The sequence below is a fragment of the Planctomycetota bacterium genome, assembly GCA_021414025.1.
Classification (GTDB): Bacteria; Planctomycetota; Phycisphaerae; order Phycisphaerales; family SM1A02; genus SYAC01.
The window spans coordinates 127,923-154,304 of record JAIOPG010000005.1 but is presented as its reverse complement, the minus strand read 5'-3'; the positions used below and the strand labels follow the sequence as shown (position 1 = coordinate 154,304).

The window sequence follows — 26,382 nt, the reverse complement described above, 5'->3', positions numbered from 1 at the left end:
CTAGACCAGTGCGCTCCACGCCCTCGGGTCCATGAGCTGCACATCGTCGCACGTCGGCGGAGACCCGGTTGATGTTCGCGTTCCGCGCATCGCCTGCAGGCACTCCTCGAATTGGACCAGGCTTTCGACGCCGACCACCAGCCGATGGATCCGTTTCTCCGAGATGGCGAAGTCCAGGCAGGCCTCCAGCGCCGTGCGGCCCGACGCGCGAAGATGCTTGTGCCATTGGATCCAGAAGGCGCCCCAACGGTTGAACTTCTCCGGGCGGCTCGCTTCGTCCATCAGCAGCAGGCCCTGCAGAAAAATCGACCGGACGTGCACCTCGATGTTTTGCTCGGCGAGCTTGTCAAGCCACCCCGAAGTGCGCAGCCTCTGGTCGAGGACGTTGAAGGGGGCCTGCACGAGGTCCAGGTGAAAGCGCGCGGTCAGGGGCTCGAGCTCGCACGGCTCGTAGATCGAGACGCCAATCTTGTTCACGAAGCCATCCTTCTTGAGGGCGGTCAGCGTGTCGTACATTTTCTTCCCGTTCACCTCGAGCAGTTGCGAGGGTTTGTGCAGAAGCAGCCCCTCCAGTTTCGCAACGCCCAGCCGCTTCAAGGACTCCTCCACGCTCTGCATCATCCACGCCGAAAGGTCGGTGCACTCCACCGGAGCCGCGGGAAGCTTGGTGACCACCTTGAAATGCTTCACGCCGATCTCGCCCAGCCGCTGCTCGCTGTTGCCGTAGGCCATTGCCGTGTCGATCGTGTCCACGCCCGCCTCGGCGGCGCGGCGCAGGATCTCCCGCGCCTCCGCGGCGCTCACCTGACCAATTCGATTCGCGACTCCATAGGGAAGGCCGAACTGCGCGGTGCCGATCGCCAGTCTCAAGGCAGGAGCTCTCTCACCGCCTCCACGACCTGCTTCTGCTGCGCATTGGTCAAGTCGTAGAAAAGCGGAATGCTCAGCGCCGAGCGGTAGTACTCCTGCGACCTGGGATAGTCCGCGGGCTTCAAACCCATCCGCTGATAGAAGGGGTGGGCGGGCACGGGGATGTAGTGCACCTGCGTGCCGATGCCGCGGCTCTTGAGCGCCGCCATCACGCGCGGGCGCGTGGTGCCGGCCGCGGCAAAGTCCGCCCGCAGCACATAGAGATGGTGGCCGCTGAGTTCGCGGCCCGTCCGCTGCGCCGGAGCGCAGGTTTTCATCCCCGCGAAATCCCGGTCGTAAGCCGCGACCAGCTCGCGGCGCCGGGCCAGGAAGCGCTCGAGCTTCTTGAACTGCGACAAACCAAGTGCGCATTGGATGTCGGTGATGCGGTAGTGGAAGCCCAGCTCCTGCATCTCGTAGTACCAGAGGTTCGGCTCGCCCGCGGTCAGCGACTGGTCGGGCAGCTGCAGCGGATCGTTCGCCTTGTTGATGCCGTGGCTGCGCAGCCGCAGCAGCTTGCGGTAGGTCGGCTCATCGTTGGTGGTGATCATGCCGCCCTCGCCCGCCGCGATCGCCTTCACCGGATGGAAGGAAAACACCGTCATCAGCGAGTGGGAGCAGCAGCCGACGCGCTTGCCGCCGGGATAGGTCGCGCCCAGCGCGTGCGCGGCGTCCTCGATCACCACGGCACCGCCCGAATCCGCGGCCTTCTTGATCGCCGGCATGTCGCAGGGAAGTCCGGCGAAGTGGACTGGAATCACCGCGCGGACATTCGTGTGCTTCGAAACCGCTTCCTGCAGGGAGGCCGGGCACATGTTGACGGTGGCGGGATCGATGTCGGCGAAGGCGATCTGGCCGCCGCAATAGACGCCGGCGTTGGCGCTGGCGACGAAAGTGATCGGCGAGGTGATGAGCGTCTTGCCGGGTCCCACACCCGCGGCGAGCGCTGCAAGATGCAGCCCCGCGGTGGCGCTGGACATCGCCACGGCGTACTTGGCTCCGACAAAGTCCGCGATCGCCTTCTCAAAAGCGTCAACCATCGGGCCCTGGGTCAGCGCGCGGCCCCGAAGCACATCGACCACCGCCTGGATATCCGCCTCGTCCACGTGATGCCGGCCGTAGGGAATCACGCCTGCACCTGCGGATTTCGAAGTGGGTGGCTGGATTGCTGGCGAAGTAGGCATAGGTGCTCCTGAAGGTTTCCGAGCGGCCGTCCAATGGTTCGGCAGGCAAGTCGGTTTGACAAGCTCATGTCTTTGGGACGAGTGATCAGTCCTGGAATGTCGGCAATGGCAATCGGATGGATCAGACGCGGGTCGAAATCAAACGCCTCCGCCACCCTGATTCCAAAATGGTACTTCGAAACGCGCTCGTCGCCAACGACATGCACGATGCCCGACGCGCCGCCCTCGATCAGGTCGTGCACCGCGAGGGCCAGGGTCTCGATCAGGATCGGCGTGTAGTGCACGTCATGAAAGAGCCGGACCGGCTTCGCGGCCCGCAGCGCGTCGATGATGACATCGCTGAAAGAGCGGCGGTGGGCGGGGCCCCACCCGTAGAAGTTGGTGCGCACCACCAGCGCGCTCGGGTGCCGCCGCAGCACGCGCTGCTCGGCTTCGGCCTTGGTCTTTCCATAGACATTCAGCGGCGCCACGGGATGGCTCTCCTCGATCATCGCCTCGTCGCCGGCGAAGAGATGGTCGGTCGAGATGTGCGCCAGGGCGATGCCCAGCTTGGAGCAGGCCGCGGCGACATTCTCGGCCAGCACGACATTGGCGCGGTGCGCCTGATCCGGACTCGCCTCGCATTGCTCCACGTTGGTCATGCCCGCGGCGTGCACGACCAGGTCGGGCCCGATGCTTTCCAGCGTCGCGGCCAGCGCGTCAACCGATTCAAGATCCAGCGAGCGGCAGGCGGCTCCCGGCATGTCCACCCGGCGCGAATGCAGACCCAGCGTGACCGCGCAGCGATCTCGCATCGCCGCCGCCCAGTTCAATGCCAGGAGCCCCGAGCCGCCGGTGATGAGAATTTTCTTAGCCACAGCGCTGCTTTCGGCGGAAGCGCATCAGCGGCTAGACCGCATGTTCCTTCAGGCGGCTCGCCTCGATCCACTTCTGCAGCGTCGCCACCGGCATGAAGTCGGGATTGTTGTCCGAGGAGTAGATGAAGTCTTCCTTGACCTTCGTGCCACCCTTGATTCGCGCCGGATCACTGGAGCAGTCGTGAATGGCGGGCAGAATCTTGAAGTGGTCCTTGAACTCAAAGGTGTGCGGGGCGTCCTCGAACCCGATCATCTGCTCGTGGATCTTCTCGCCGGGGCGGATGCCAATGATCTTGTGCTTGGCCTGCGGCGCGACCGCCCGGGCGATGTCGGTGATGGTCATCGAGGGGATCTTCTTGACGTAGATCTCGCCGCCGCGCATGTCCTCGAAGGCGTGCCAGACCAGCTCCACGCCCTGCTCCAGCGTGATCATGAAGCGGGTCATGCGCGGGTCGGTGATCGGCAGCGTGCCGGTGTGGGCCAGCGACATGAAGAAGGGGATCACCGAGCCGCGCGAGCCCATGACGTTGCCGTAGCGCACCACCGAGAAGCGCGTGTCGTGCAGGCCGGCGTAGGAATTGCCCGCCACGAAGAGCTTGTCGGAGGCGAGCTTGGTGGCGCCGTAGAGGTTGATCGGGTTGCTGGCCTTGTCGGTGCTGAGGGCCACGATCCGCTTGATGCCGCGGTCGATGCAGACATCGATCATGTTCATGGCGCCGATGATGTTGGTCTTCACGCACTCGAAGGGGTTGTACTCGGCGGTCGGCACGATCTTGGTCGCGGCCGCGTGCACCACGTAGTCGATGCCGTCCAGGGCGCGGGCCAGGCGGTCCTTGTCGCGCACATCGCCGATGAAGAAGCGCACCCGCTTGTCGTCGCTGTACTTCATCGCCATGTCCCACTGCTTCATCTCGTCGCGGGAGAAAATCACCAGCCGCTTGGGGTTGTACTTGGCCAGAGTCATCGGCACGAAGGTGTTGCCGAAGGAGCCGGTGCCGCCGGTGATCAGAATGGAGGAGTTCTCGAGCATGGGGTGTCGTGGCCTGAAAGCCCCGCGAAGATTAGCGGTTCGGCGAGGCCTCGGTTTTCAGCGCGGGCCGGGTCAGGGCGCCGCCCTCAAGGCGGAAAAGGCGGTCGCAATGCTCGACCGTGCTCATGCGGTGGGCGACGATCAGGATGGTCTTGGTGCCGTGCAGCGCGGTGATCGCCTCCATCACGCCCTGTTCCGTCGGCGTGTCCAGCGCGCTGGTCGCCTCGTCCAGCACCAGCACGGCGGGATCGTGGTAGAGGGCGCGGGCGATGCCGATGCGCTGGCGCTGGCCGCCCGAGAGGCGCACGCCGCGCTCGCCCACGATCGTCTGCGCCATCTCCGGCAGCGCGGCGACGAACTCCTCCAGCTGCGCGGACTTCAGGGCGCGGGCCACCGCCGCGTCGTCGATCGTGTCATTGGGCAGGCCGAAGGCGACATTGCGCCGCAGCGTGTCGTCGGTGAGGTAGATCGACTGCGGCACGTAGCCGATCTGGTTCTGCCAGGCGCGCAGATTCTTCTGGATGTCTTCCGCGTCCAAGAGCACCTGGCCGGCTCCTGGCGTGAGTAGCCCCAGCACCACATCAACCAGCGTGCTCTTGCCCGAGCCGCTGGGGCCGACGAATCCCACAGTCTCGCCGCGCTGAATGGAAAGCGTGAGGCGGCTCAGCGATGGCGCGGGGGTGCCCGGATACGTGAAGGAGACGTCGCGCAATTGGATCTCCTTCCACGGCGCGGCGGAGCCTGCTGGAAGCAGCGGGGGAGCCGGCGCCGCCAGGGCCAACTCCGCGCAGAGCGTGTTGGTGGTGGGAAGTCCGTGGCGAATGGACTGCGTGTAGCTGAGCAGGCGGGTCATCGAGGGCATCAGCCGAAATGCCGCCGCGGTGAAAAGGCCCAGCGTCGGCGCGATGGTGCCGATGGACTTGCCCTGCGCGACCATGATGAGCACGATCGTCGCCAGCCCGACGATCGCCAGCATCTCGATCCAGAGGCGCGGGAGCTGGTTCAGCGTCTGCATGCGCTGGCCGATGTGCGCGGTGCGGTCGCTGTGGGTCTTGAACTGGCTGAGAAAGTCGGATTCGCGCCCGAGCAGCTTCACATCCTTGGCGCCGCCGAGTCCCTGCTGCAAATGCTGAAGGCGCTGCCGGTCATGCAGCTGGCGGGCGACTCCCCAGCTGGTCACCTTGAGCCGCGTCACCTTGTGAAAGACCAGCGCGGCGCCGCCCAGCGTGACCACCACCGCGACGGCGCCGACCGGCTCAGCCGCGACCAGCAGCGCGGCCAGTCCGATCAGCACAAGCAGTTCCGTGATGAGCCCCATGCCGGGAAGGATCGCGCCGAAAGTGAACTGGCTGACTTCCTGGGTGGCGTTCTGAATGAGCGTGGCGGAGTTGCGCTGCAGATGGAACATGTAGGGCTGGCGCAGATAGGTGGTGAAGAGGCGCTGGGAGATGCTCGCCTGCACGCCGAAAGCGAAGCGGCTCTGCTTCCACACCAGGAAGGCCAGGAACCCGGTCTTCACGATGTAGATCGCCACCAGCGAGAGCATGGCCCAGACGATCAGCGTCTTCTGTTCGGGATTGCCCAGAAAATCCAGCGCGGGCTGGAGGCGCGGATAGCTCTTGGTCAGGTTCTCGTCGGTGATGATCGCCATGACAGGGATGACCAGACCCACACCCAGCGTTTCCAGCACCATGCCGGCGAGCATCAGTCCCAGCAGGGCGACCGCGCTCTTGCGCTGTTGCGCAGAAAGCAGCGACCAGATCTTGGCGAGGGTGTTGTGCTTCATGCGTCTCAGAGTGCCGCGGTCACAGGACCGCAAAAAATCAGGCATCCGAATTTGAATGGTAACAAGGAGGGGTATTTTCCAAAGTCATGACCCGAAGGAAACGCCGCAAAAATCCATGGTTCCACGCGTCGGGGCGCTCTCACCCCTTGATGAACATGCTCGCGATCGCCCCGGTCATCCAGCAGGCCAGCGCGCCGGCGGTCATGGCGCGGAGTCCGAGCTGGGCGAAGTCGCCGCGTCGCTGCGGCGCCATGGCGCTGAGCCCGCCGATCTGGATCGCGATCGACGGCAGATTCGCGAAGCCGCACAGGGCGTAGGTGGTGATCTCCGCGGCGCGGAAGCCGATAGTGCCCTCGCGCAGTGATGTGCTCAGGTCGACATAGGCCACGAACTCCGTCGCGATCACCTGCTCGCCCATGAGCGAGCCGACCTTGCGGGCGTCCTCGGAGCCCACACCCATGCACCAGGCCAGCGGCGTGAAGACGTAGCCGAGAATGTTCTGGAAGGTCAGCACCGGAATGCCGTGGGCCGCCCGCCACGAGGCGATCGAGTCAATTTCACTCAGCGCTGTCAGCGGATAGTTCAGCAGGGCCAGCAGGGCCACGAATGCCACCAGCATCGCCGCCACATTCAGGGCCAGCTTCAGTCCGTCGGTCGCGCCCTCGGCGGCGGCGTCCATGACGTTGCAGGTGGTCCGCGGAATCGTGCGCAGCGAGTCGAGCGTCTCGTCGCGGGGAATCTCCGTCTCCGGCAGCATGATCTTGGCCATCACCAGGCCGGCCGGCGCCGACATCACGCTGGCAGTCATCAGGTGCTTGGCCATCACGATCCGCGCCGCGTTGTCCTCGCCGCCGAGCATCACGATGTAGGCGGCCATCACGCTGCCGGCGATGGTGGCGAAGCCCACCGTCATGACCGCCATGATCTGCGAGCGCGTCATGGTGGCGATGAATGGCTTCACCGTCAGCGGCGCTTCGGTCTGCCCCACGAAGATGTTTGCCGAGGCGGAGAGCGCCTCCACGCCGGTCACGTTGAGCGCGCGGCGGATGATCCACGCCAGCACCGCCACCAGCCGCTGCATCACGCCCAGGTGGTAGAGCACCGCCATCAGCGAGGCGAAGAAAATGATGATGGGCAGCACCTTCACCGCGAAGATGAATCCCCACGGGCCGCTGGCGTCGGCCGCCTTGCCGAAAATGAAGACTGTGCCCTGGTCGGCGAAGGAGATCACCTTGGTCACGCCGGCGGCGAAGTAGTCGAAGATGCGGACCACCGGGGGAAAGCTCAGGAAGAGATAGGCGATCACGAACTGGATTGCCACGCCGGAAAGCACCGTCCGCACGTTGATTCGGTTGCGGTTGGTGGAGAGGGCGTACGCGATCAGCAGCAGCACGCCAACGCCCAGAAGTCCGGTGAAATGCGGCATCGACGCGACAGAATACTGACTTGCCCCGTACCCTGAACGCCGATGAGTGGCACTCGCCATGAGCCCGAGTTGATCGATTGGCGCGACGCGCAGCGGCGCATCCTGGAGATGGCCTCCGCTTCCGCCAGCGACCGCGTGGTCATCGGCATCACCGGTCCGGTCGGCGCCGGCAAGAGCACGCTCGCCGGGATGCTCTCCGAGTGCGTCGTCAGCACAGATCACTATTTCCCCAATTACGACGAGACGCCCACGCATCTGCGCGACCTGCCGGAGTCATCCGATCTGCCGCGGCTGGCCAGCGATCTGGCGGCGCTGCGGCGCGGCGAGTCGGCGTCCATTCCAGTGTGGTCGTTCGTGTCGCATGCGCGGGAGGGATTCCGCCGCGTGGAGCCCGCGGGCACCATCGTCTGCGAGGGGCTGCACGCCCTGCATGAATTGCCGCGGCGGCACATCGACATCGCCATCTATGTGGATGCGCCCGCGGCCATCCGCTGGAGCCGCTGGGAGGCGCTGGAGCGCTCGGGCGTGCGGCAGCTTGGCGTGGAGGCGGCGCGGCAGTTCTTCCACGAGTTCGCCGAGCCGATCTACGAGCGCTTCCGCCACGGATACCGCTCCGCGGCGCACCTGGTCGTCGTCAACGATCAGCAGAAATAATTACGGGCACGCGCCGAAGTCCAGCAGCACCAGGCCGATATCGCCGCCGTCCACCTCGCCGGAGCCATCGAGGTCGGTGGAGCAGCCGGGGCATGGGCCGAAGTCGAGCAGGATCAATCCGATGTCGCCGCCATCAACCTCGCCGGAGCCATCAAGATCCATTGGACACGGCGATTCAACATATTGAACGGCAACCGTGTGCAAGCTTCCCGCAGCAAAGCTGGAGCATTTTCCAAGTTCAGCCGGCACGGTGCATTGCCCATTGTCATTCCTGCCCCAGGCAACCAGCGTTCCATCCTGCCGTTGTGCAACCGTGTGTGAAGTTCCTGCCGAAACGCTGACGCAGGCTCCAAGGGTCGCGGGGACCATGGACTGGCCGTAATTGAAGTTTGAACCGGTATTGGTGGTGCCTGCGCCCCAGCACGCAACCGTGCCATCCAGTTTGACCGCCACCGTGTGGAAATCGCCCGCCGCAATGGCGATGCAAGCTCCGAGCGTTGGCGGCACCGTGCATTGACCGGTGTTGTTTCGGCCCCATGCGACCACGGTTCCATCCTCCTGCAGCGCGACGGTGTGGTGATATCCCGCGGCGATTGCCTTGCACATACCAAGCGTCGCAGGCACGATGGATTGGCCGAAATCGTCATCCACTCCCGTGTTGGTGGTTCCCGCGCCCCAGCACGCGACGGAGCCGTCCATCTTGAGTGCAACGGTGTGGAGGTAGCCGGCGGCTATCTCTTTGCAGACTCCCAGTGTCACAGGGACCATGGACTGACCGCAATTGTTACTCGATGCAACATTGGTGGTTCCCGCGCCCCAGCAAACCACGGACCCATCATCCTGCCGAATCGCCGCGGAATGGAGACCACCCGCCGCCACTCGCGAATACGACTTGAGATCCGGAACCACGGACTGACCATACGCGGGGAATCCCGCATACGTTGGCAGAACTCCGCCGGCCCCAAAGCATCTCAGCGTGCCGTTCTGCTGCAACGCGACGGTGTGATACAGACCGCTGGCAACTTGGAGGCAGGGTCCAAAATTCGGCGGAGTCGCCTGGCCTTGGTACATCTGCGGAAAGTCGTAATTCCTACCCCAACCCGAGATCGAGCCATCGGACTTCAATGCAATGGCATCCTCAAAGCCACAGGCAATCGCTGCGCATGCGCCGGGTTGCGCGGCATTGAGCGAGGCGCTTGCCCTACCCCAGAAGACGACTGTGCCATCGACCCGAACTGCCGCGGAGGTGCAATCTCCAGCCGCGATTTGGATGCACGGTCCCAAGTCAGCCGGCACTATGGATTGACCAAAGTTAATGCCATCGCTCGGATTGTTCGTTGTGCCCCCGCCCCAGCACACGACCGTTCCATCCTCTTGAAGTGCAACGGTGTGGCACCAGCCGGCGGCAATTTCCTTGCAGGCGCCGAGAGTGGACGGAACGACGCATTGATTTGTGACCAAGTTGCTGCCCAGGTTGGCCTTGTTGATCCCCCAACACGCCACACTTCCATCTTCGCGGATCGCGACTGTGTGCTGTTGGCCACACGCGATCTTTTTGCATGGGCCAAGTCCAGGAGGTGGCGTGGCTTCGAGTTTGAGGGGAGAAACACCGCCCCAGCACACGACGGCGCCATCCAGTTGGATCGCCGCTGTTTGGTAACCGCCGCACGCGACTTGCTTGCAGGCGCCGAGACTTGCCGGCACGGTCGTCTTGGCAAAGGAGGTGCCGCCCCAGCACACGACCGTCCCATCCGACTTGATGGCGGCGGTGTGTTCGTAACCTGCGGAAATGTCAACGCACGCTCCAAGGCCGACGGGAACAATGGATTGGTTTCTTGTGTTGGAGTTGCCGGGGTCGCGATTTGATCCCCAGCACACAACCTGCCCATCCACGGTTAGCGCCGCCGAATGCACCATGCCGCACACAACCTTCGCGCACGACACGCCCGAGAGCGTCGACGCCGGCACCATGGATTGGCCGTAGTTGTTGTTCGATCCCGTGTTGGAAGTCCCGGCGCCCCAGGCGAAGACGGGTCCAGCAGTGTCAGCAGCCGCGGTGAAGTTCGCGGTCAGCAACGATACGGCGACCAAAAAAAGATTTGCGACACGAAGTCGAGGGAATCGAGTGATGTGGATCATGGTTTTTCTTGTGTATCTGTTTATGAATGCATGACAACCCGGTACTGGCAGCCATTGGAACCGAGTCATGAGCGACCAGGTGCCTAACTATCAGTGCAATGTCGCCCCAAGGTTGCAGCCTTTTCTGAAAGAACCACTTTTTATCTACCCAATCCCTCAGTTTTTTCAAAACAAGCGTGTTCGTCTGAATTGTGGCGCATCGAGCAAAGTCAGCTGTGTGACCCAGGCTTGAAGCACTGGGCGCACCTCGGCTCATAGTCGCCCACGCCACCCACGGCAATGCGCTCGTCACTGGCGACCAGACGCTGGCTGTGAATCGCCTCGCCGCCGCACAGGGTGCAGATGGCGGTGAGCCGCGTGGTCTCATCGGCCTTGGTCAGCAGACCCGGAAAGGGCTCGAAGACATCGCCTCGATGATCGAACTCAAGCCCCGACACGATCACGCGACGGCCCGATTCGACAAGCTTCACGCACACCTCGGTCAGCTCGGGTCCGAAGAAATGCGCCTCGTCGATGCCGATGACCATGGCGTTGCCGACGGCCACGGGAATTTCCGCGGCGCTGGGTGTCGCGACGGCGCAGACGCGCTCTCCCGCGTGCGTGACCAGCTCCTCCAATGCGTAGCGCGTGTCACGGACCGGCTTGATGGCCACGGTGAGCGGCTGCTCGGCCCGCGCCGCTGCAAGCCTGCGGATCAGCTCGGTGGTCTTGCCGGCGAACATCGGTCCGCAGATCAATTCAAGACGGCCTGGCGGTTTCTTGAGCTTCGACTTTGCCACGATGCGTCAATGCTAGTTGTTCGGAGTTGGGCCACGCCAGACCCGAATTCGGCCCCGGGAGCGTCAATGCGTCCAGAGTGCAAGCCGGCGCCGACTCGTGAAGCTCCGCGTCTCACCGGTGACGGGATCGCGAAATTCCACGCTGCGGGCGAGCAGTTGCAGGGGCCGGGAAAAATCTTCCTCCGCGCCTTCCGCGAGCTCGGGCAGGAACTCCGGATAGATCGCGTCATTCGCGATCGGGATTCCCATCGCCGCGCAATGCACGCGCAATTGGTGCTTGCGGCCGGTGACGGGGGAGAGGCGGTAGCACGCCAGCCTTTCTCGACTTGCGCCATCAGGAGTCGAAGCATCACGAGCCGCTTTGCCACAGTTGGCGACCCACTCGACACGCGTCTCCGAGTTCGCGGCGCCCTCGACTTCCTTCATGCGCATGAAGCAATCATCCTTGACCAGGCAGCTTCGATGCGTCAGCGGCAGGCGCAGCTCCGGGTTGATCGAGCCAACCGCCTCATAGTTCTTTCGCACCTCGCGCGTCGCGAAGAGCCGCTGATATTTGCCGCGGGACTCCGGCCGCACCGAGAAGACCACCACGCCGGCGGTGCCGCGGTCAATGCGGTGGATCGGCACCAGCGTGTCCAGGCCCAGCCTGCGCTTGAGCCGCACCAACAGCGTCTCTTGCAGGTAGCGACCCGACGGGATCACCGGCAGGAAGTGCGGCTTGTCGACGGCGACCAACTGGTCGTCCTGGAAAAGGATCTCCTCCTCAAACGGAATGCGTGTTTCCGCCTCAAGCGACCGGTAGTAGTAGATCCGCAGGTGCGGCTCGAAGACGCGATCCGCTGTCACCGCCGCGCCATGCTCGTCCACGACGAGCCCGTTCGAGATGCGGCGCAACCATTCCTCGGCGGCGATGTCGGGAAAATGCCGCATGAGAAAGTCCGCGATGGTCGCGCATGATTTTGATCGCCAATTCGAATCAACGCCGGATGGGTTCGAAAGGCGCAGATCGGGCGAACTCGGCAGGACCACACAACTTGCGCCAACCCCGTCGCGCGTCGGAAGGGGCGAAGTCATGGCCGCGCCGCGATCCTCAACCCCAGGTCCAGACCGTTTCCACCGCAACATCGGGGTGGAGCGAGGCATGCACCGGGCACCCGGCCGCGGCCAGCTTGAGCCGGTCCTGGTGGGTCGGCGAAATTCCGGCCGGCATGCGAATGGCCATCGCCAGCCGCGCGATGCGCCGGGGCGGCTTCGCGGTCATGTGCTTCTCGATCTCGATCTTCATGCCCTTGAGCTCGATGCCCAGAGTCTGCGCCTGGATGCCCATGATGGTGGCGTAGCAGGTGGCCAGCGCGGTGGCGGCCAGGTCGGTCGGGGAAAATGATTCGCCCTTGCCGTGGTTGTCCGTCGGCGCGTCGGTGATCAGCTCGGTCTTGGATGGCCCGTGCACCGAGCGCACGCGCAAGTCACCAAGATATTCGCAGGAGATTGTGACGGCCATGGAGCGGGCTCGCTTTCTGTGGACGATCTCGGTGGAAGTGGAAGCGTCGGCGTTGGCTCAGGGCGTCTCGGGCTCGGGCGCGGCCGGCTCGTCATTGGCCGCCGGCGCCGCGTCGTTCACCACGGGAACCGCACCGTTCGCGCCGACCTGTGCCTGCGTGTGATCCTCGATCGCCAGCAGGAGCAGTCCGAAGTCAGCCCCGTCGATCTGGCCGTCCAGATTGATGTCACCGATCATGTCCACGGTCACGAACGCGCTCATCATCGCGGTCAGATCGTCCTGGTTGACTTCGCCGTCAAGGTCCATGTCGCCCTTGTGGCGCTGACAGACATCCATGACGCCGTCCATGTCGTCGTCCAGCGAGATGCGGTCGGCCAGCTTTGCGGCCAGCACCGGATCGAGCTGCATCTGCTCAAGGGTCTCCGCGAAGAGTTCCTCGCATTCGGCCTGGTCCGCAGTCTGGATCACATTGGCCGTGCCTTCGCCATCGAAGGTCTGACCTTCGCCGCCGCTTGCCGTCTTCACAGCCTCGCCGCCCTCGCTCTTGGCACCCTCCGAAGAGGAGCCCGCGCCGGACCCGGTGAGAGACTGGCCTTGCGAACCGCCGCCGCCGCTTCCATTGTTGCCGGCGCCGCCGCCCGATCCGCCGGAGCCGCCGCCACCTCCGCCGTTGGACGAGCCCTGGGTGCAATACCCGGTGTCGCCATCGCTCTGCTCGGTGAGGCCCGTGCTGGTCACGCCGCGCACACGGTAGGTGTAGACGATGCCAGCGCCGGCTTGCTCATCGTTGAACACGGTCGAGGCGTTGCCGACCGAGGACCCGATCAGGATGCCGTCGCGATAGATCTTGTAGCTGGATGCGCCGACCAGTTTGGTCCAGGTCACGCGAACCTTGTTGGTGTAGGTGCCGTCACTCGCCGCCAAGCCGATCGGCTTGGAAAGCGTTCCGGGGAAACCGGTGTCGCCCGTGCTGGGCTCGCTCAGCCCCGTCGCCGAAGTCGCCACCACCGTGTACGTGTAGACCGTGCCCGCCAGCGCCGAGAAATCGGAGAAGGTCAGGACGGTGGCCGAAGGCGTCGAGCCGATGGCGTTGACCGTTCCGCTGCGGAAGATCTTGTAGCCGGTCGCGCCATCCACGCCGCTCCAGGTGACTACGACCTTGCCGGCGTAGGTTCCATCCGAGGCCACCACATTCTGCGGAGTTCGGATTCGGCGATAGCCGGTGTTCTTCACGCTCACCACGCTGGTGCCCGCGGCGTTGCCGGATTTCACCTGGTAGTAGTAGCTCTGGCCAAAGTGCGCGGTGGTGTCGCTGAAGGAGGTGTTGCCGTTGCCGACCACGGTTCCGATCGGAGCCGCGGTGCCGCTGCGGTAGACCTCGTAGAAGCTGGCGCCGGGCGAAGTGGACCAGGTCACCAGGACCTTGTCGGAGTAGGTGCCGTCACTGGCGTTGACTCCCAGCGGGGCCACCACGATCGGAGAACGGAAGCCCGTGTTTGGAGTGCTCCATGGGCTCGCCACATCCTCGAACAGAGCTCGGACGGTGTAGCTGTATTCCACCAGGACCGCCACGGAGGTGTCGGCGAAGGTGGTGGAGGAGTTGCCGGGCAGGATCACCAGCGGCGCGCCGTTGCGGAAGATCTGGTAGCTCGTCGCGCCGATCACCGGGTTCCACGAGAGCGCGACCTTGTAGGTGAAGAGGCCGTCGCTGGCGGCAAAGTTCGACGGCGCGGGCAGCATGTGGCCGCGCGATCCCTGGTCGGTTTCGCTGGTTTCGGAATTGCCGACCGGGCAGGTGGCGATGACGGCATACTTGTAGACCGTCGACCAGGCCGCGGTGAGATCGGTGAAGTTGTTGGTGGCGCTGGTTCCCAGCGGCGTCATGGCATCGTCGCCGATGCCGCGCAGGATCTGGTAGCCCGTGGCGCCTTCGACGGCGTTCCAGCCCAGAACGACGCGGTCGATGTAGGCCTCGTCGCTCGCGGCGAAATTCGCCGGCTTGGAGAGCTTCCGCCAACCGGTGTCGGTGGTGCTCGGAGCCGATTCAGCTCCGCCGCCGGAGATGGCGGTGACGCTGTAGATGTAGAGAACGCCCGGAATCGCCGTCGTGTCGGTGAAGGAATTGGTCGAGGACTCGCCGATCTCGCTGGTCACGACGATGTTCCAAGAGGAGAATCCGCCCGTGTCCGCCGGTCCGCCATCATGCACCGAGACCGTCCACACGCCTGCGGCGGCCTGACCCGCAAAAGCCGGTCCCATCAGATTGGTGGGTCGGTAGGTTCCGCCCGCGCTGGGCTGCTGGCAGAAGGTGATTGCCGCCGTGTCGTCCATCGTGTAGTCGCCGTCGAAGTGCTTCTCGTCGCCGCACATGTCCGCGAGCACGCAGCTCGTGGCGCCATGGGTGAGGATGAAGGTGGTGTCGCCCATCCAGGTGTGGGTGAGGTCGTTCATCGTGAAGACCACGCTCTTCACCGGGGCGCCTGCGGGGGCGCTCACCGAGATCGAACTCGAGTGCGTCTCGAAGTCAGAGATCGCCAGGCCCGGGCCCGAGGGCGGATCACCGGCCGGACGGCGCAGAATCTTGTAGTTGCTGGCGCCGCCGACCGCATTCCAGGTCAGAAGGACCTTGTCGGTGAAGGTTCCATCGGTCGCCGCGACGCCCGTCGGATTTGAGATGCTGATGTAGCCGGTGTCGGCAACGCTGGCGGGGGAGGTGCCGATCGGATTCACAGCCTTCACCTGGTAGGTGTAGACCGTGCCGGTCACAGCGGTCATGTCGTCGTAGGTCTTGGTGTTCGAGGTGCCGATCTGGGCGCTGGGCACGCCAGTGGATGAGCGCCAGATCTGGAAGCTCGTGAAGCCAAGCACCTGATCCCAGACCAGCCGCACGCGGTCGGAGAGGGTGCCGTCGGTCGCCGAGAGTCCGGTCGGAGCGCGCGGTGCGCCGAAGCCATGCTTCAGGAATGCGGGATTGATCACGAGGACCGAGTTGGGCGTGCCGTCGAAAAGATTGCCGTTGTTGTCGTCGAGGGTGAGGTAGTCGAGCTGGATGTCGCCGGAGATGTCGCTCTGTCCCGCGTGAAGCGGCACTTCGTTCAGGGCCAGGTTGGCGGTCTTGGCGATGTAGTTCAGGGGCGAGCCGTTGTCCTTGAAATTGCGGCTCACGTCCCACACGATGCCGGAGAGCAGCTGGCCGCAGGCATGGATCTCGCTGCCGCAGCTGCTGCAGGAGCCGGGGTTGTACTGGCAGGTGTTGTCGGCGTTGCGCAGCGGGTTGGAGCAGCTCTGGAATCCGACGCCCAGAAGGGGATCATCGGTCACCAGCACAGCCATGACGTCGCCGAAGCCCTCGCCGAAGGCGCCCTGTCCGCTGCCGCCGACCTGAACCAGGTGGTGGCCATACTCATGGTGCACCACGCCGGAGAAGGCGGTGTTGTTGCAGCCGCCGCCGCTCTTGAAGAAGTTCAGGCTGAAGCCGTCGTAGTAGGCGTTGCAGGCGTCGTTGATGTTGACGAAGAGCGGAAAGTCCGTCTGCGATCCGATCACCGGATAGCTGGGATTCACGCCCAGGGCGAAAGAGCGCACCTTGTTGGCGTGGATGTAGGCGTTGATCTGGGCGTTGGTGAGCTCGTTGCGGGGCTCCGGATTGAAGGTGAAGGAGAGGATGCTGCTCGAGCCGGAGGACTTGGAGGGAACCGTGATCGTGTCGCCGGACTGGTTCATCACCTGGAAGAACTGGCCTTCGGCGATCGAGGGCTGGATCACCCGGGTGCTGCCGTCGGAGGTCGTGTAGGTGTAGTTGCCGTTGATGTCGGTGAAGACGGAGGCGACGGTTGGCGGGCTGGTGGTTTTCGTGAAGGTGACCTTGGCGAAGGGAAGCGACTGCGAAGATTCAGGATCGCAGGCATCCGCCTTGTGGCTTGACGCGCTGGTGCCGTAGCCGCCAACGGAGCCCTTGAAGTCCACGTGGAGAATCTTGCTTTCCGCGTGGAGCACCGTTCCATCGGCCGCGTCCACCACATACTGCATCACCATCGGACTTGCGGGATCCTGGGCGGGATGGCCCGTGGCGACGAACTCCACGCCCAGGCGCGGCTGCTGGACATCGTCATCGATGCCGGCCCACACGACATAGCGCGGCGTGGTCAGAGTCGGCGGGGCGCTGAACTCGTTCCGGATGTGGCGCGTGAAGGCCTGCGGATTGAGCGTGGATTGATCGAGGTTTTTTCCGGCGATCTGCTGGGCGAAGTCGCCGATCGGTCGCAGGGTTCCGCCGGCAAGCACCACCGGAAAGTCCGCCTCGTTGCGGGTGAGCGCCCAGCCATAGGAGCGGAACACGGGCACGCCCGCGGCGGTCTGGGTGAAGTACACGCCGGTGAAATCGGTGTCGCTCTCCTCGGAGCCTGGAATCGCAAGCAGATGCGCCCCGTCCTCAAAGGGTCCGATGGGCTGGAGGTCGTTGGCGTCCACGCCCCACATGGCCGCCCACTGCTGGAAGAAGGCGGTGCCGCTGTTGGAGGGGGTGTCGCCGGTGGCCAGACGGAATCCGTAGGCGCGTCGAAGGCGGGGTCCAAGGTCAAAAAGTCCGCCCTCCGGATGCTGCGCCGCGAAGTTTGCCCGCGCGTTCTCCATGGCATTCAGGTTCACGCCGGGGGCGCCGATCGACACCACCGAGAACGAGGTCAATGCGGCAAGAAGACAGGCGAGCAACACTTTGAAGCGGGCGGATGTGGGCATATTTTGATCTCTGTGGAGGACAGCGAAAATCGTACCTTCGGGAGGGTCATTCTTCGCACGCCGCATGGCGATTTATCCACAATTTACGGGATTTTTATCTGGCGATCCGGCGGACCGGCGAGTTCTGGGCGGGTTGCAAACGCACTACCCTGATCTCATGGCCGCCATCGGAAAACGAAATCTGCTCGGCGTGGTGCGTGAAACCAACTCGGGCCTCTATCTGGACGGCGAGGAGCTGGGTGAAATCCTCCTTCCCGGTCGTTATGTGCCGCGCCATCTTGCCGCCGGGGAGAAGTTGGATGTTTTTATCTACCGCGACTCCGAGGATCGTCTGGTCGCCACCACCGAGAAGCCGCTGGCCGAGGTGGGCGAATTCGCCTGCCTGAAGGTGAAGGAGATCAACCCGCAGATCGGCGCCTTCCTGGAGTGGGGGCTTGCCAAGGATTTGCTGCTGCCCTTCAACGAGCAAGGCGGGCCGGTGCAGATCGGGCAGCGGATCGCCGTCGCGGTGTGTGTGGATCCGGAGACGGATCGAATCATGGCCAGCGCCCGACTCAACCGCCACCTGAGCCGGGATGAACCCGCATACGCGCCGAATCAGCCGGTGCGCATCCTGATCACCGGGGAGACGCCGCTGGGCTACAACGCGATCGTCGAGAATGCGCATCGAGGGCTGCTCTATTACAGCAATCTTCCGGCGCCACTGACGATTGGGCAGCGCATGTTCGCTTTCATACGGCTGGTGCGACCCGACGGGAAGATCGATCTCTCGATCGACGCCGCCGGCTACGAGCGCGTGGAGCCGCTGACCGAGCTGATCATCGAGGCGCTGCGGCATGCGGGCGGGCGGTTGAATTGCGACGACGACAGCTCGCCCGAGGAGATCCGCGAGCAGTTCGGGGTGAGCAAGAAGGCTTTCAAGCAGGCGCTGGGCAAGCTGTTCCGGGAACGGCGGATCGCCTTCGAGAAGCCCGGCATTCAATTGGTGGACGCGCCGGCGAGTTAGACGTCCAGCGGCTTGCCTTCGCGCGTGCCGTCGTACCACAAGGGAAGTTTCTCGCGATTCTGCAGTTTTTTGCGCTTGCCAAAGGCGAGTTTCGCGATGGTCCACATCAACTGGACTCCCCCCATGGAGCGCTGTTTGCGGGCGCTGCTGATGACCTCCACGGGCACCAGCACGAAGCGCCCGCGCTTCTGCAGGGCCAGGCTGAGCCAGTACTCCTCGCTGGCGAACCAGGTCTCGTCGAAGCCGCCGACCGCCTCGAAGTCAATGCGCCGCGCAAAGAAGAAGCATCCCGCCGCGAACTTGTTCATGTACCAGACGACTTTGAACACCGCGAAGAACGCCTCGGCGAGCAGCGTGCCGCGGCTGTCGAAGGCCACATGCGATCCGCCGCCGACGGCGCCTTCGTCCATCTCGATCAGCGCGTGACGCAACACCGTTTCGGGAACAAAAGTGTCCGCGTCGCAGAAGACCAGGTAGGGCGCCGAGCAGGCGCGGGCGCCGGCGTTGCGCACCGCGGCGATCTGCCGCTTCTCCACCCGCACCACGCAGGCGCCCGCGGCGCGGGCGATCTCCGCGGTGCGGTCGGTGCTGGCGTCGTCGACGACGATGATCTCGAAGGGGCGGCCGATGCCCTCGGCGGCGGCCCGCAGCTGCCCGAGCGTCTGCGGCAGCACCGCCTCCTCGTTCCACGCCGGCACGACGATCGAGTATTCAGGCGCGGGCTGCGTCATGGTTCGATCGTGTTTTGGACGCGCACTCGGTCTGTGATCGGGGGGCGGTCACTTGGCGAGCGCCGCGGTGATGGCGTCGCGAAGCTTCGTCTCTGTGTCCGTGTCCGTGCCGACTTCGGCGAGGGCGATCGTTCCATCCTTGTTGATGAGAATGAGCGTGGGAATGCCGGAAAGTCCGTAGGTTTTCGCCAGCTCGTCGCCCGCCAGCAGGCAGCCGTAGGTGTAGTTCTTGTCGGCCATGTACTTCTTGGCGGCACCCTCTTTTTTCTCCCAGGTGTTGACGCCGTAGACCGCAACGCCCTTGTCCTTGAACTCCACGCTGAGCTTCTGGATGGTGGGCATCACCGCCTTGCAGGGTCCGCACCAGGTTGCCCAGAAGTCGAGCAGGACGACCTTGCCCTTGAGTGAATCCAGTGTGACCTCACCGCCGGCCAGGCTGGTCAGCGTGAAGCCGGGAGCCTTGTCGCCCGCCTTGAAGGCGAGCGAAGGATCCTTCTGGGAGTCATCCTCTTTCGGTGGATCCTTTTTCACGAAGCCATCCGGAATCTTCGCGGCGAAGAGCGCCGCGTCCGGATTGGCGTTGACCTTCACGCCGGTGTAGGTGGTGGTCATGGTCGGCGCGGCCAGGGCGGCGTCGCCGGTCATGTTGGTGCTCTCCACGATCCGGCGCGGTGTGGAGTCACTGCGGGCGATCGCCGAAGTCTCGATGAAGCGATAAGTTTGCTGCGCGACCTCGCCCTCTTCGGTTTTGTCTTCGATTTTCATTTCGCGGACCACGCGCACGACATCGCAGGGAGTTCCATCCACGGTTTCCTCGGGTTCGAACGAGATGGAAACCAGTTTGGGGGCGTCCTCCTCCTCGCCATCGCTTTTCTTCTCAAAGATCCAGCGCGGGAAATGCTGCATCAGATCCTCGGAGACGGGCTCCATGTTCGAGCCCAGCTCCATGTAGGTCTTTGCGTCAAGGTCGACCACCGTCACCTTGGACTTGTCGCTGGTGATGACGCGGGTCGGCTTGCCATCCTTGAGCGACTCCAGGCGAAAGCTCGTCACCGGCGGGGCGTCGTCGCCCGAACCGAACACCACGACGAAGCGGGCGGGAGTGCCGAATCCGGCGGGAGCCGTCTCGCCCTTGGGAAGTTCCATCTTGACCTGGGTCACCGCATCGAAGGATTTGATCTTTTTGGCGTTGGCCACGGCGCCGTCGTAGATCGCCTTGGCCTTGGGGTCGATGGCGTCGTCGGACAGGGCCTTCTTTGGGCTGTTTTCAGCCGCGGATTGGGGTTTTGCCGCCGCGGGTGCAGCGTTCTGGGCGAAGGAAAAGGCGCACATCATCGCGGCCAATGAGGCGGAAATCACGGTGGGACGGGTTGGCTTCATGCCCTCCAGAATAGCACCAAGTCCCGGGAAATTAAATTTTGTCCTTGACAGAGGTAGTGTAGAGATTACAGTACCAAACGAATGGCACTACCGCTCCTCGACAAGATCGAAGGCGACCTGAGCAACGGCACGGCGTGGCTGGTGGTCTTGGCCGCCATCGCCCGCAGCGACGAGCCGATCCACGGATACGAGATCGCCCGCCAGCTTTCCGAGGAGGCCCCCGAGGGGCTGACCTTCAAGCAGGGAACGCTCTACCCCATGCTCCGCACAATGGAGGCGGAGGGGCTGATCGCGAGTACGCTTGTGCCGTCCAACGAGGGGCCCGCGCGCAAATGTTTCCGCCTGAGTGCCGACGGAAAGCGCACGCTCACCGCTTGGATTGGGTTCTGGAAAAACACCGACCGCTGGGTCAATCGAGTCATCTCAGGCACCGGCCTGACAGGAGGCACCAATGTTCGCTGACGCTGCAACGTACGGATCTTCGCCCAATGCCCGCTCCTCGGCCGAGGCAATTCGCAACTATCTGGCTGATCTCGAGCGGGCCTTGCAGGGGGCGGATCCGGCGCTGATCCACGACGCGCTCATCGACACCGAGACCCATCTGCGCCTGGCCCTGGCCGCAGGCAAGAGCGCAACCGCTGCGATCGAGGCCTTCGGCACGCCAAACGACATCGCGCTGGCCTATCTCTACGACCAGTCCTCCATCAAGCCGGCCCGGACCGTCGCCACCACCACCGGCGCGGCGCCGGCGACCAGCGGCGAGTTCATCGCGGCCGCGGCCCTGCAGATGGCGGCGCCCGAGGAGAGCGGATGGAAGCTGCGGAACATTCCGATCGTCGGCATCTACTTCGATCCCTACGCGTGGGGCTCAGTCGCCTTCCTCACCGTCGGATTCATCTTCGCGCTGATCGCCTTCGTCTGGGTCGTCGTGCTGGGGACGCTGTCGATTTCGCTGATTCCCACGCTGATCGGCATTCCGCTGCTGATCGCGCTGCTGGGCAGCGCGCGGGCCATCTCGCTCTTCATCGGGCAGGTCATCGAGGCCCTGGTGGGTGTGCGCATGCCGCGCCGCGCCTATCGGGTGGATCTGACCGGCGTCAACGGCCTCTGGCAGCGCATCTGGCTGTGGATCAAAGACATCCGGAGCTGGCTGACGGTGGTCTTCCTGGTGGGCAACTTCCCGGTGGCGCTCTTCTTCTTCTGCCTGCTGGTCGCGCTCTTCTCCGCCAGCATCTCCATGATCGTCGTCGGCGCATTCGAACTCGCCGGTCTGGGATCGATGGTGCGCATCGAAAGCGACTCGACCATCAACATCCTCGGCACCACCTACACGCCGGACGAGACCGGCCAGGTCCACATTCCTCCGCACATTCTGATTCTGAGTTCGCTGGTCGGCATGGTTTTGCTGACCGTCACCATGTGGCTCTCCAAGGGAGTCGCCCTGATCTACGCCCAGGTGGTCCGGGCGATCCAGGTGGTTCGCCCGCAGTCCCTTGCTCAACATTAAAGGAGCACGATGCTTTCCATTCACAACCTCGTCAAGATCTATCCCGGTCCCGTCAACGCGCTGCAGGGGGTGTCGCTGAACATCGGCGAAGGACTCTTCGGCCTGCTTGGACCCAACGGCGCGGGCAAGAGCACGCTGATGAACGCAGTCGCGGGGCTGCTCGAGCCCACCTCCGGATCGATCACGCTCGACGGCGCCGACATCGTGAAGGATCCGCGCATCGTGCGCCGCCAACTGGGCTACCTGCCGCAGGACTTCGGCTTCTTCCCCGACCTCACCGGTCTGCGCATGCTCGAGCTGATGCTCAAGCTCAAGGGCGTGGATGGTCCGGGCGGCCGCCGCAAGATCGCCGAGGCGCTGCTGGAGCGCGTCAATCTTTCCAAGGCCGCCAAGCGCAAGGTCGCCGGATATTCCGGCGGCATGCGGCAGCGACTGGGCCTGGCCCAGGCCATCGCGGGTGATCCGAGGCTGGTGATCGTGGATGAGCCCACCGCCGGACTTGATCCCGAGGAGCGCCATCGCTTCTACCGCCTGCTGGCGGAGCTGGCCAAGAAGCGCATCATTCTGTTGTCGACGCACATCGTGGAGGACGTCGCCACGCTCTGTCCGCGCATGGCCGTGATCCAGAATGGCCGCGTCGTGGCCGACACCGCGCCCAGCGCCGCGCGGGCCGCCATCGACGGGGACATCTATGAAGGGTTCATTCCCGACGACCAATTGGACGACTTCAAGCAGCAGCACACCGTGATCTCCGCCATTTTGAACGAGGGTTCCACCAATCGGGTCCGCGTGCACGCTTCGGCTGAAGCCGCGCCGCCCGCCGGTTTCACCGCGTCGCCGGCCACGCTTGAAGATGCCTATCTGGTGCTCATCCGCACGGCGCGCACCGCGGAGAACCGGATCGCCGCCAGCGCGGGAGCCGCGGCATGAGCGTGGCACAGCATCGACAGCCGCTGCTGCCTCCGGCGGTGACGCATCCTTCCATGACGGGGGCAGGCGGCGTGCGCCGCGCCCTGCTGATCGCGTGGATCGACATCCGCGCGGCATGGCGGCGCCCGATCTACATCATTTTCACGGCCATCCTGCTGCTGATGATCCTGGGCTTCGTGCTGGGCAATGTCCGCGTGCAGGCCGGCGACGTCACCGCCGGCGGCAAGCAGGCGTGGGTCAATTCCATGTTCAACGCCGCGTTCATCGATTCCGCGCTGCTGGGCATTTTTCTGCCCTTCTTCGCGGCCATCACCGCGGGCATGCCGCTGATCGCCGACGCCGACCGGCGCGTGGACCGCATGGTGCTGGCCACGGCGCTGAGCGCCCGCGCCTATGTGGCGGGCCGCTGGCTGGGCACGCTGGTTCCGGTCACGGTGTCCGTCGCGATCTATGTGATCGCCCAGATGCTGATGTTCAACTTGTGGCCGATCGACGATCCGGAGCGCAGCCGCGGCGCGTTCGCGATGTGGAACTTCATCTGGCCGGCATTGGTCTTCGGGGCACCGCTGCTCTTCGCCGTCTCGGGGTCGTCGATGCTGCTGGGCATCTGGACGCGCCAGGCGATCCTGGTCTTTCTGTTACCGATCGCCATTCTGCTGGGAGGCGCGCTCTTTCTGTGGGGCTGGAGCCCCGAGTGGCTGCCGCACTGGGCGAACGTGCTGCTGATGCAACTCGACCCCGCCGGCAACCGCTGGCTGGCCGAGACTTGGCTCAAGGCCGATCGCGGCGTGGATTACTACAACACGCAACCGCTGGCGCTGGATCCGATTTTCGCCGCGAGCCGAGTGGCGTGGATCGTGTTCGGCGGAGCCTGCGTGTGGTTCTCGGCTTCGATCGTGAGCAGGCGCATGCGCAACGTCACTCCGGCGGCCGTGGCTGCGGCGGCGGCGCGCGGCACCGTGGCGGACATCCGCGAAGCGGCGCAAGCCAGGGCACAAGCGGCCCAGGGCGCCGTGAAGGCCGTGATCGCCCAGCTCGGCGCTATGGGCATGACCATGCGGGCCCCGAGTTTCCTGGAGGGCACGATGGCCATCCTGCGCTATGAAACGCGCGCCCTGCTGCGCAGCCCGGGCATCTGGCTTTTCACGCCGCTCATCATTCTGCAGATCGTCGGCTCCAACGCGGTCAATGAAGTGTGGCTGGGCACGATTCGACTGGCCACCTCGGGCACGCTCGCGGCCGGCTCCTTCAACACCGTCACGCTGCTGCTGGTCTTCCTCACCCTCTTCTACACGGTGGAGTCGCTCTCGCGCGAGGATCGCCACAACACCGCGGGCATCATCCGCGCCAGCAGCGTGCCCACCATCGCCATGCTCGCCGGGAAGATCCTCGCCAACACCGTCATCGCCGCCATCATCACCGCCGGCGCTTTCGTCGGCTGCCTGATCGTGATCTTCATCCAGTGGATGTACACGGGCATCCTGGTGCCGATCGAGCTGGGCGTCTTCTTCATGCTCTGGGGCGTGGTGCTGATGCCCACGATCATCTTCTGGTGCGCGTTCATCGCGCTGGTCAACGGCATCGTGCGCAACCGCTACGCCACCTACGCCATCGGGCTGGGCGCGCTGGTGCTCACCGGCTGGCTGCAGGTGCGCGGCTACCTGAACTGGGCGACCAACTGGCACATGTGGGGCGTGATGGCTTGGAGCGACCTGGACCGGCTGGAGTTCCTGCGCCCCTCGATCGTCGGTAACCGGCTCTTCATTCTCTACACCGCGGCGCTCTGCAGCCTGGGGGCGATCGCCTTCCATCCGCGCCGCACGCGCGACCTGCAGCGGGCCATCGACATGCTTCGGCCTGCGAAGGTCGGCAAGATTCTGCTCAAGGCGTCGCCTCTGGTCATTGCGTGGCTGGTGCTGGGCGGCTGGGTCTGGACCGAGAGCCGCGCCGGATTCCAGGGTGCCGTCATGGAGCGCAAGGGGCGCGACTACTGGAAGCGCAACGAACTCACTTTCCGCGACGCGCCGCTGGTCAAGATCGATTCCGTCGACGCCGATGTCGCCATCTTCCCCGACGCGCGGCGATTGGAAGTGAAGGGCACCTACATCCTGTCCAACCAGCACGACAAGCCGGTGGTGCAGATTCCGCTGACCCCGGGGGCGCACTTCGAGCATCTGAAATGGACGCTCAACGACCAGCCGATCGAGCCGAAGGACAAGAAGATCGAGGCCGCGCTTCCCTTCGTCGAAAATCGCGCCGGCCTCTGGGTCTTCTCGCTGGAAAAGCCGCTGGCCAAGGGCGAGACCGCGAAGATCGGCTTCACCTGGGACGGCGTTTTCCCCAATGGCTGGACCAAGAACGGCGGCGGCGTCGGCGAATATGTCCTGCCCTCGGGTGTGGTGCTGACCAGCTTCTCGCCGAGCATGATGCCAAGCATCGGCTATGTCGAGGGCGTCGGCGTGGACGAGCGCAACGCGACCGATCCCAAGGAGCCGGAGCCCGACGCGTGGAAATTGCAGAAGGACCCATTGTTTGGATCGGGCTGGGGCAGCGATGTCACGATGCGCGTCACCGGCCCCGCGGCGTGGCAGCTCAACGCTGTCGGCGAGCCGATCGATGAGAAGATCGACGGCGACCGCAAGACCGTGACCTGGAAGACGGAGCACCCGGTGCGCTTCTTCAACATCTGCGGCGGCCCGCTGGAGAAACTGGCCGGCGAAGGCGTGGCGGTCTGGTACAACAAAAATCACCAGTGGAATGTGGAGGTGATGAAGGACACGCTGGAGAAGTGCCGCCACTATTTCTCGCTCTGGTTCGCCCCTTTCCCGCGCAAGGAGCTGCGCCTGACCGAGTTCCCCAGCCTCGCCTCCTACGCCCAGGGCTTCCCCGGCAACATCACCTTCAGCGAGTCGATCGGTTTTCTTTCCCGGCCCGGAACCGGCGACGAGGTGGACGCCGTGTTCTTTGTCACGGCTCACGAGACCGGTCACCAGTGGTGGGGCAACATGCTGATCCCGGGCAAGGGCCTGGGCGGCAACATCCTGAGCGAGGGCATGGCCAACTACAGCGCGTGGATGCTCACCCGCGAGTGCCGCGGCGAGGCGGCGGCGAAGCATGTGCTGCGCGAATGGGAGAACACCTATGTGGACCGGCGCAGCGCCGACAGCGAGAGGCCGCTGGTGAAGCTTTCGGGATCGCGGCCCGGCGACAGCAGCGTGACCTACGACAAGGGCGGCTGGGTTTTCGTCATGCTGATGGACCACATGGGCCGCGACGCGATGCTGGCCGGGCTCCAGGAATTCATTGCCAAGTATCAGAACGGGCCGGACTATCCGCTGCTGCAGCAATTTGTCGCGGTGATGCGCACGCACGCCAAGGACCAGACAGCGTTCGACGCCTTCACGAAGCAGTGGTTCGAGCAGGTGGTGCTGCCGGAATACAAGGTGCGCGACGCCAAGATCACCGGGCCCGAGGGCGAGCCGCCCATGTGGACCACGACCGCGATCATCGACAATGTCGGCACGGGCACGATGACCATCGATGTGGCGGCGGAGGGCAAGAAGCCGGCGGTGTCGCTGGCGGACGCGGCGGCTGCGCCCAAGGATGATGCAAAGAAAGCGGATGCGAAGCCTGCGGAGCCGCCCGCTCCGCGAGTGATGACGCAGGTCACGCTGGGGCCGGAGGGCACCGAGCAGTCGCATGCATGGATCGAAATCAAGACGCCGTTCGCGCCTGCGAAGCTGGTGGTGGATCCGGATGTGCGTGTGCTTCAGGTGCGCCGCAAGTTGGCGGAGTGGAAGCCTTGACGCGTTGATCGCATCGTCAT

The 26,382-nt window shown here is 64.4% G+C and carries 19 protein-coding genes; 6 read left to right on the top strand and 13 right to left on the bottom strand.

The window, feature by feature from the left end:
* The 6 genes from K8R92_06870 to K8R92_06845 all read right to left on the bottom strand — a co-directional run bounded on the left by K8R92_06870 (position 1) and on the right by K8R92_06845 (position 7,192).
* Positions 1 to 870 carry an aldo/keto reductase gene (locus K8R92_06870; protein ID MCE9619614.1) on the bottom strand — a complete coding sequence of 290 codons (870 nt, stop codon included), beginning with the start codon at positions 868 to 870 and terminating at the stop codon, positions 1 to 3.
* Positions 867 to 2,039, bottom strand: coding sequence for a UDP-4-amino-4,6-dideoxy-N-acetyl-beta-L-altrosamine transaminase (pseC, locus tag K8R92_06865; protein MCE9619613.1), 1,173 nt, complete (start codon positions 2,037 to 2,039; stop codon positions 867 to 869). The genes K8R92_06870 and pseC overlap by 4 nt, the downstream gene beginning before the upstream one ends.
* Positions 2,036 to 2,950, bottom strand: coding sequence for an NAD(P)-dependent oxidoreductase (locus K8R92_06860; GenBank protein MCE9619612.1), 915 nt, complete (start codon positions 2,948 to 2,950; stop codon positions 2,036 to 2,038). The genes pseC and K8R92_06860 overlap by 4 nt, the downstream gene beginning before the upstream one ends.
* A 31-nt stretch (positions 2,951 to 2,981) precedes the next feature.
* Entirely contained in the window at positions 2,982 to 3,980 is a 999-nt protein-coding gene (pseB, locus tag K8R92_06855; protein ID MCE9619611.1) for a UDP-N-acetylglucosamine 4,6-dehydratase (inverting), read from the bottom strand.
* 31 nt (positions 3,981 to 4,011) lie between these two features.
* Positions 4,012 to 5,766, bottom strand: coding sequence for an ABC transporter ATP-binding protein/permease (locus K8R92_06850; GenBank protein MCE9619610.1), 1,755 nt, complete (start codon positions 5,764 to 5,766; stop codon positions 4,012 to 4,014).
* A 139-nt stretch (positions 5,767 to 5,905) separates the two neighbouring features.
* Positions 5,906 to 7,192 (bottom strand): NupC/NupG family nucleoside CNT transporter, encoded by a 1,287-nt coding sequence (locus K8R92_06845; protein ID MCE9619609.1) that lies wholly within the window; start codon positions 7,190 to 7,192, stop codon positions 5,906 to 5,908.
* A gap of 42 nt (positions 7,193 to 7,234) precedes the next feature.
* Here K8R92_06845 and K8R92_06840 point away from each other — a divergent pair, with 42 nt between their 5' ends.
* The gene (locus tag K8R92_06840) at positions 7,235 to 7,846 is read left to right on the top strand and encodes an AAA family ATPase (protein ID MCE9619608.1); all 612 of its coding nucleotides are present in this window, start codon (positions 7,235 to 7,237) and stop codon (positions 7,844 to 7,846) included.
* On the opposite strand, the gene K8R92_06835 is transcribed toward K8R92_06840, so the two are convergent.
* The 5 genes from K8R92_06835 to K8R92_06815 all read right to left on the bottom strand — a co-directional run bounded on the left by K8R92_06835 (position 7,847) and on the right by K8R92_06815 (position 17,002).
* Positions 7,847 to 9,937 carry a hypothetical protein gene (locus K8R92_06835; protein ID MCE9619607.1) on the bottom strand — a complete coding sequence of 697 codons (2,091 nt, stop codon included), beginning with the start codon at positions 9,935 to 9,937 and terminating at the stop codon, positions 7,847 to 7,849.
* Positions 9,938 to 10,194: 257 nt separating this feature from the next.
* Entirely contained in the window at positions 10,195 to 10,764 is a 570-nt protein-coding gene (locus tag K8R92_06830) for a thymidine kinase (protein ID MCE9619606.1), read from the bottom strand.
* A 63-nt stretch (positions 10,765 to 10,827) separates the two neighbouring features.
* A complete protein-coding gene (locus K8R92_06825) occupies positions 10,828 to 11,838 on the bottom strand; it encodes a pseudouridine synthase (GenBank protein MCE9619605.1) in 1,011 nt (336 codons plus the stop codon).
* 16 nt (positions 11,839 to 11,854) lie between these two features.
* Complete coding sequence (locus K8R92_06820; GenBank protein MCE9619604.1) at positions 11,855 to 12,265, bottom strand: OsmC family protein; 411 nt, start codon at positions 12,263 to 12,265, stop codon at positions 11,855 to 11,857.
* A 57-nt stretch (positions 12,266 to 12,322) separates the two neighbouring features.
* A complete protein-coding gene (locus K8R92_06815; protein ID MCE9619603.1) occupies positions 12,323 to 17,002 on the bottom strand; it encodes a hypothetical protein in 4,680 nt (1,559 codons plus the stop codon).
* Positions 17,003 to 17,159: 157 nt separating this feature from the next.
* Between K8R92_06815 and K8R92_06810 the strand changes: the two genes are divergently transcribed.
* Entirely contained in the window at positions 17,160 to 18,008 is an 849-nt protein-coding gene (locus tag K8R92_06810; protein MCE9619602.1) for a GntR family transcriptional regulator, read from the top strand.
* Here the strand turns inward: K8R92_06810 and K8R92_06805 are convergent.
* Both K8R92_06805 and K8R92_06800 read right to left on the bottom strand, forming a co-directional pair.
* Positions 18,005 to 18,739 carry a glycosyltransferase gene (locus K8R92_06805; GenBank protein ID MCE9619601.1) on the bottom strand — a complete coding sequence of 245 codons (735 nt, stop codon included), beginning with the start codon at positions 18,737 to 18,739 and terminating at the stop codon, positions 18,005 to 18,007. The two genes, K8R92_06810 and K8R92_06805, sit on opposite strands and share 4 nt — an antisense overlap.
* A 48-nt stretch (positions 18,740 to 18,787) precedes the next feature.
* Positions 18,788 to 20,119: a redoxin family protein gene (locus K8R92_06800; protein ID MCE9619600.1), complete on the bottom strand. Its 1,332-nt coding sequence runs from the start codon at positions 20,117 to 20,119 to the stop codon at positions 18,788 to 18,790.
* Positions 20,120 to 20,200: 81 nt separating this feature from the next.
* Here K8R92_06800 and K8R92_06795 point away from each other — a divergent pair, with 81 nt between their 5' ends.
* Genes K8R92_06795 through K8R92_06780 form a run of 4 tightly spaced genes read left to right on the top strand, consistent with a single transcriptional unit; the run spans position 20,201 to position 26,362 of the window.
* Positions 20,201 to 20,581 carry a PadR family transcriptional regulator gene (locus K8R92_06795; GenBank protein MCE9619599.1) on the top strand — a complete coding sequence of 127 codons (381 nt, stop codon included), beginning with the start codon at positions 20,201 to 20,203 and terminating at the stop codon, positions 20,579 to 20,581.
* Positions 20,571 to 21,626, top strand: a complete 1,056-nt coding sequence (locus tag K8R92_06790; protein MCE9619598.1) for a sensor domain-containing protein — start codon at positions 20,571 to 20,573, stop codon at positions 21,624 to 21,626. Before K8R92_06795 ends, K8R92_06790 begins: the two co-directional genes overlap by 11 nt.
* Positions 21,627 to 21,635: 9 nt before the next feature.
* A complete protein-coding gene (locus K8R92_06785) occupies positions 21,636 to 22,556 on the top strand; it encodes an ABC transporter ATP-binding protein (GenBank protein MCE9619597.1) in 921 nt (306 codons plus the stop codon).
* Positions 22,553 to 26,362: a hypothetical protein gene (locus K8R92_06780; protein ID MCE9619596.1), complete on the top strand. Its 3,810-nt coding sequence runs from the start codon at positions 22,553 to 22,555 to the stop codon at positions 26,360 to 26,362. The genes K8R92_06785 and K8R92_06780 overlap by 4 nt, the downstream gene beginning before the upstream one ends.
* Positions 26,363 to 26,382 lie beyond the last annotated feature (20 nt).